This is a genomic window from Promineifilum sp. (SeqCode), assembly GCF_041918635.1.
GTDB lineage: Bacteria > Chloroflexota > Anaerolineae > Promineifilales > Promineifilaceae > Promineifilum.
The window spans coordinates 1-6,068 of record NZ_JAYRVJ010000237.1 but is presented as its reverse complement, the minus strand read 5'-3'; the positions used below and the strand labels follow the sequence as shown (position 1 = coordinate 6,068).

Here is a 6,068-nt window from a genome sequence, read left to right as displayed (position 1 = left end):
GCGCTCGCTGTTCAACCCCGATCTCTTCGAGTACCCGACCGAGGACTTCGTCGGCCTGACGCCGATCATGGTTCCCTGCGTCGAGCCGCTGCCGGAGCCGAACCGGCAGGCCACGACCGCCCCCATCGTCACGACGAGCGCGCCCTGTACCGAAGTGGGCGACCTGCTGGAGGTGACGGGTGAGGGGTTTCAGCCCAATGCCGCCGGGCAGGTGCAGTGGGTCGATCCGCTAGGCAGCCCGCGCCGCGCCACGCTGGACGGCCAGGTCGTCACCTTCACCGCCGACGAGAACGGCCGCTTCCAGGCCACCTTGCGCGTGCCCCAGGCCGTGCCGCTGACCGCGCAGCCCGATCCCGGCGAGACGCTGACCCACGCCGTGCGCGCCGTGCAGAACATCCCCACCGGCCGCCTGCAACCGACTCAGACCCTCTCGCTGGTCATCGAGAAGATCGGCGAGACGCTGGCTCTGGCCTTCCTGTCCACGGTGCTGGGCGTCCTCTTCGCCGTGCCGGTCAGCTTCCTGGCGGCGCGCAACCTGATGGGCGCCAATCGCGTCACGCTGGCGATCTACTTCGTCGTCCGCACCATCCTCAACGTCATCCGCTCCATCGAGACGCTGCTGTGGGCCATCATTTTCGCCGTCTGGGTGGGGCTGGGACCGTTCGCCGGCACGCTGGCTTTGTGGTTCCACACCGTGGCCGCTCTGGCCAAGCTCTACTCCGAGGCCATCGAGAGCATCGATCCCGGCCCTATCGAGGCGGTGCGGGCCACCGGCGCGAACTGGCCGCAGATGGTGCTCTACGCCGTCCTGCCCCAGATTTTGCCCACCTTCACGTCGTTTACCCTCTACCGCTTCGACATCAACGTGCGCCTCTCCACGGTCATCGGTCTGGTCAGCGACGCCGGGTTGGGCTTCCTGGTCATCCAATGGGTGCGGCTCAACCGCTTCTCGGCCATGGCCACGGCCATCATCGCCATCATCATCGTCGTCGCCAGCCTGGACTACCTCTCCGGCTGGCTGCGCGAGCGCATCATCCAGGGGCGGCCCATCATCAGCCGGGGCGGCCCGGCCCTGCGCGCCGCGCTGCGCGTCCTGCTGGTGGCCGGCTTCGTGGCCGCCTTCGTCTGGTCGTGGCGCGTGGCCCGGATCGAGCCGGTCGAGCTTATTCGGGGCGCGCCGCAGGGGTTGGCCCTGGCCCGCCAGTTCGCCGTGCCAGAGCTGTTCACCCGGCCGACGACGACCCAGGCCATCAGCGCCCCGCTGGCCGTGCCCTGCGGCGCGGCCGAGCCAAGCCCGCCGGCCAACCCCGGCATCACCCTGTCGGCCGACTGCGGCGATCCGGGCGACCCGCTGGTCATCACCGGCCGCGGCCTGCCGCCCAACCGGGACGTGTCGGTACGCTGGGTCTTGCCCGATGGGGCCTTCCTGCGCGTGCGCGCCGGCTGCTGCACCACCGACGCCAACGGGGAACTGAGCCTGGAGACGACCATCAACGCCGTCGTCGCCCTGGAGGAGGGACAGACCACGGCCAGCCGGGTGGAGATCACCTATGAGGACGTGGCCGGCCGGGCGCAGTTGAGCGAGACGGTCAAGACGGTTTTCAACCTGTCCATCCTGACCCTGCTCATGGCCCTGGTGGCGACGACGCTGGGCGCGCTGTTCGCCATCCCGCTCAGCTTCCTGGCGGCGCGCAACATCATGGGCGACAGCCGTCTGGGGCGGACGGTCTATTACACCCTGCGCACCCTCTTCAACATCACCCGCTCCGTCGAGCCGCTCATCCTGGTGCTCATCGCCGCGACGTGGGTGGGCGCGGGGCCGTTCGCCGGGGTGCTGGCGCTGGCTCTCAACAACATCCCCAACCTGGGCAAGCTCTTCTCGGAGAGTATTGAGGAGATCGAGACCGGCCCGGTCGAGGCGGTGATGACCAGCGGCGCGAACCGGCTGCAAACGCTGGTCTACGCCGTCGCGCCCCAGCTCGTGCCCCCCTTCCTGGCTTTCATCATCTACCAGTGGGACATCAACATCCGCATGTCCACCGTCATCGGTTTCGTCGGCGGCGGCGGTATCGGCCAGCAGTTCCGCATCTGGGTCAGCCTCAACCAGTACGCCGCCGCCGGCACGGCCATCTGGGCCATCGTCATCATGGTCTGGACGATGGACTACCTGAGCGCGAAGGCGCGCGAGCGGCTGGTGTAGCGCACAAACTCCCCCGTAAACTTCACACTTCGTTATCATTTGTCATCTATAATCTCTTTACAATGCTTAGCACACTGCGTGGGCGACTCCTCTTCTCGTTCTTCGTCGTCATCGTGGCGACGCTGGCCGTCGTCGCCGCGGCCCTGTTCGGCTTTGCCGGCGTGTCCAACGCCCGGCTGCTGCCCGTCCTGGAGCGCCTGTCGGCCATCAGCCGCACGAATCAGCGGGAACTGCTCGACCTCTGGCAGGCGGGCGCGGGCGGCGAGGAGTTGCAAGCGCTGCTGCACTCCACGGCTGAACAGACCGGTGTGCGCATTCTGGTCGTGGACGCCAACGCGCAGGAGATCATCTTCGACACGACCGACGACGGCTGGGTGGGTGACGCCATGACCGAGATCATCCAACCGGATAGTTTGGTGCTGCCCGGCGCCGGGCGGAGCATCTTCGGCACCTACCTGCACACCGACGGCGCGCGCTGGCTGGTCTTCGCCGAGCCGCACCCGGCCTTCGACCCGGCGCTCATTTTCTACGGCCAGCCGGAGCCGACGGCCGGCGAGTTCTTCAACGAGTACTTCCTGCGCCCGTTGGCCTACGCTGGCTTGCTGGCCGTACTGCTGGCCGTGCTGCTGGCGGCGCTTATCACCCGCTCCGTCGTCCGGCCGTTGCAAACGATGGATCGCGCCGCCGGGGCCATGGCTCAGGGCGACTATAGCCAGCGCGTACCGCCGCGTGGGCCAGACGAGGTGCGCCACGTGGCCGAGAGCTTCAACAGCATGGCCGCCCAGGTGCAGGCCACCCACAGCGCCCAGCGCGACTTTGTCGCCAACGTCTCCCACGACCTGAAGACCCCCCTGACGGCCATCTCCGGCTGGAGCCAGGCGTTGCTCGACGGGGCGGCCGACGCGCCGGCCGACCGGCAGCGCGCGGCGGAGACGATCTACGACGAGGCCGGCCGCATGTCGCGCATGGTCAACCAACTGCTCGACCTGGCGCGTATCGAGTCGGGCCAACTCCAGGTGACGCAGCGCATTGTGGACTTGAGTCAGGTCATGGTCGATGTGCACCGCAGCCAGTTGCCGCGGGCGCGGGCCAAGGGGATCGACCTGACGCTAGACACGCCGATCGCGCCGCCACTGCTGGGCGACGCGGATCGGCTGGTGCAGGTGTTCGACAATCTGGTCGATAACGCCCTGACCTACACGCCGGCCGGGGGGCGCGTGCATCTGGCGGTGCGGTCGGGCGAGGGGTACGTGGAGGGGATGGTCAGCGATACCGGGACGGGCATCCCCGCGGACGAGCTACCGCGGGTCTTCGAGCGCTTCTACCGGCTGGAGAAGTCGCGGGCGCGCGGCGAGGACGGCCGGCGCGGCGCGGGACTGGGGCTGGCCATCGTCCACGAACTGGTGGCTGCCCACGGCGGGACGATCAGCGTCACGAGCGAGGTCGGACGGGGGTCGGCGTTCGTGGTGCGGCTGCCGGCGGCGACAGAGTAGGGGCGGGTTTGAAACCCGCCCCTACACCTTATTGTACGCTCTCTTGTGTCCGATCCTGCAACGAACTAATCCCCATCTGCTCCGCGCAATGGGCGCAGCAGAAAACGCCGCCCTTGGCCTCTAGTCCGTGGCCGACAATGCGCACGCCGCAATGGTCGCACGTCGGGGCCAGGGCGTGGATGGCGCACTCGAAGCTGTCGAAGGTGTGGGCGGCGCTGTCGCCGGCCAGTCGCACCTCGAACGTCTTGTCATACTTGTTGCCGCATACCTCGCAAACACCCATCGTTATCTCTCCTTTTTGTTAAGCCTCACCGGCCGAATAGGAAGGCGGGTCGCTGGCTGGGAAGGATTGCCAGCTCGACTTGTCCACGATGTCATCCCGGTCAATCGTCTTGTCCAGTTCCTCTACCTTCCTGGCCCGCCCCTGCTGCGTGCCCAGCAGTACCTTGCCCTTGCTCTGCCGTCCTTCCAGGTAGCGGTGGGCCTCGGCCGCCTCTTCCAGCGGGAACGTCTTGTCGATGCGGACGCTCAACTCGCCTTCGTTCAGCCAGCCGAAGATGTCGGCCATGCGCCGCCGGATCTCCTCCTGGCTGGCCGTGTAGTGGCCCAGGCTGGGCCGCGTCAGGAAAAGCGACCCCTTGCGGTTAAGCGTCTGCGGATCGAATGGCTCCACCGCGCCGCTCGACTGACCGAAGAGCACCAGATAGCCGCGCGGGCGCAGACAATCCAGGCTATGGGCGAAGGTGTCGCGACCGACCGAGTCGTAGACGGCATGCACGCCGCGGCCGCCGGTCAGGCGCTTCACCTCGGCGGCGAAATCCTGCTCCGTGTAGAGAATGATCTCGTCCGCCCCCCGCTCCCGCGCCAGTTGGGCCTTCTCCTCGGTCGAGACGGTTCCGATGACCCGCGCCCCGCGCCGCTTCGCCATCTGCACCAGCAGCAGGCCGGTTCCCCCCGCCGCCGCGTGGATGAGCACGGTGTCGCCCGGCTGGATGGGGTAGGTGTCGTGGGTGAGGTAGTGGGCGGTCATCCCTTGCAGCATGGCCGCCGCGGCGGTCATGTCGTTGACGCCGGGCGGGATGGGCACAAGCTTCCAGGCCGGCACAACGGCGAAGTCGGCGTAGGCCCCGCTGTGCATGGCGTAGGCCACCGGATCGCCCACCTCCAGGCCGGTTACCCCCTCACCCAGCGCGTGCACCTCGCCCGCGGCCTCGGAACCGGGGGTGTAGGGCAGTTGGCCGGTATACTGGCCGGTGCGGTGGTACACGTCGATGTAGTTGACGCCGGCGGCGCGGATCATCACCCGCGCCTCGCCGGGGCCGGGTTCGGGCAGATCGACTTCTTCCAGACACATCACGTCTGGGCCGCCAAATTCGTGGACACGTATCGCTCTCATGGTTTGCCTCATTAGTAAAAGCCACAGACTTGGGAGAAGCATCCACATATTTCGCAGATTACGCAGATTTCAGAGACATATCTGCAAGGGGTATGATGCCTGTGAGTGCCTTATGTGGGCGTGGGCTTTCTTGTGTTCGTAGAGTAACGTCTTGAGGCGGGATTGTCGCGTTTCTGGCGGCACAGGCAAGGTATAGAAAGAGGTATGAAACGAATCTCATCTGACTCTTGGCCGCGGTCAGGGGCGGCGGCAGTTGGGTGGCATTTGCGTGGCAATCTCATCCCCAGTGAACGATCCGCTTGCGCGCCAAACAACTCTTTCTATAATGCCGTCGCTCGCCACAACAACGCCACCGCGTCACCACGAGCGCACAACAGCAGTGACGAAACGCCGGCTTGCCGGCCGCATAGGTGCAACACCAAGGGTAGTTCGCCGCGCCAGACGGCGTGGCTTGCAGTTAAAAACTAAATTGTGTCGAAGGAGAGTGTCAGATCATGTCAACCCGCAGAGTCAAGTTGTTCGTGCTCGTCGCCGCTGTCGTCATGTTCACCCTCATCCTTGGCGGCCGCACCGCCCGGCCCGCTCTGGCCGACGGCGACATCGTGCCGGGCCAATACATCGTCCAGCTGGCGCCCGGCCCCCGGGCCAATGCCGCCAACGTCGGCGCCGTAGCCAGTGACCTCGGCCGGGCCTATGGCCTGCGCATCTCCCACGTCTACGAGTATGCCCTCACCGGCTTCGCCGCGCGCATTCCGGCCACGCGCCTGGCGCAACTGCAAGCAGACCCGCGCGTCCTCTCAATTGAACCCGACCGCGTCTTCACCATCCAGGCCCAGACGCTGCCCACCGGCATCAACCGCATCGACGGCGAACTCAGCAGCACCGTCTCCGGCAACGGCTCCGGCTCGGTCAGCGTGGACGTGGCCGTGCTCGACACCGGCATCCAGACCAACCACCCCGACCTGAACGTGGTCGGCGG

5 protein-coding genes are annotated in these 6,068 nt (G+C 66.8%); 3 read left to right on the top strand and 2 right to left on the bottom strand.

All coding sequences use genetic code 11. The annotated features are described in order from the left end of the window. Positions 1–2,200 (top strand): phosphonate ABC transporter, permease protein PhnE (gene phnE, locus ACE3UY_RS08090; protein ID WP_374687035.1); only part of this gene is annotated, 2,200 nt, incomplete at its 5' end. Between the two features lie 62 nt (positions 2,201–2,262). Continuing rightward, positions 2,263–3,693, top strand: a complete 1,431-nt coding sequence (locus tag ACE3UY_RS08085; protein ID WP_374687034.1) for an ATP-binding protein — start codon at positions 2,263–2,265, stop codon at positions 3,691–3,693. Between the two features lie 28 nt (positions 3,694–3,721). Here the strand turns inward: ACE3UY_RS08085 and ACE3UY_RS08080 are convergent, their stop codons facing one another. Then, positions 3,722–3,976, bottom strand: coding sequence for a hypothetical protein (locus ACE3UY_RS08080; protein ID WP_374687033.1), 255 nt, complete (start codon positions 3,974–3,976; stop codon positions 3,722–3,724). 18 nt (positions 3,977–3,994) lie between these two features. Continuing rightward, positions 3,995–5,089: a quinone oxidoreductase gene (locus ACE3UY_RS08075; protein WP_374687032.1), complete on the bottom strand. Its 1,095-nt coding sequence runs from the start codon at positions 5,087–5,089 to the stop codon at positions 3,995–3,997. Positions 5,090–5,583: 494 nt separating this feature from the next. Between ACE3UY_RS08075 and ACE3UY_RS08070 the strand changes: the two genes are divergently transcribed. Then, the coding region (locus ACE3UY_RS08070) for a S8 family serine peptidase (RefSeq protein ID WP_374687031.1) at positions 5,584–6,068 on the top strand (485 nt) is incomplete at its 3' end.

Bases quoted from the DNA above. Each gene is read 5' to 3' on its own strand.
- ACE3UY_RS08085 (WP_374687034.1), top strand. From the start codon at position 2,263: ATGCTTAGCACACTGCGTGGGCGACTCCTCTTCTCGTTCTTCGTCGTC.
- ACE3UY_RS08080 (WP_374687033.1), bottom strand. From the start codon at position 3,976: ATGGGTGTTTGCGAGGTATGCGGCAACAAGTATGACAAGACGTTCGAG.
- ACE3UY_RS08075 (WP_374687032.1), bottom strand. From the start codon at position 5,089: ATGAGAGCGATACGTGTCCACGAATTTGGCGGCCCAGACGTGATGTGT.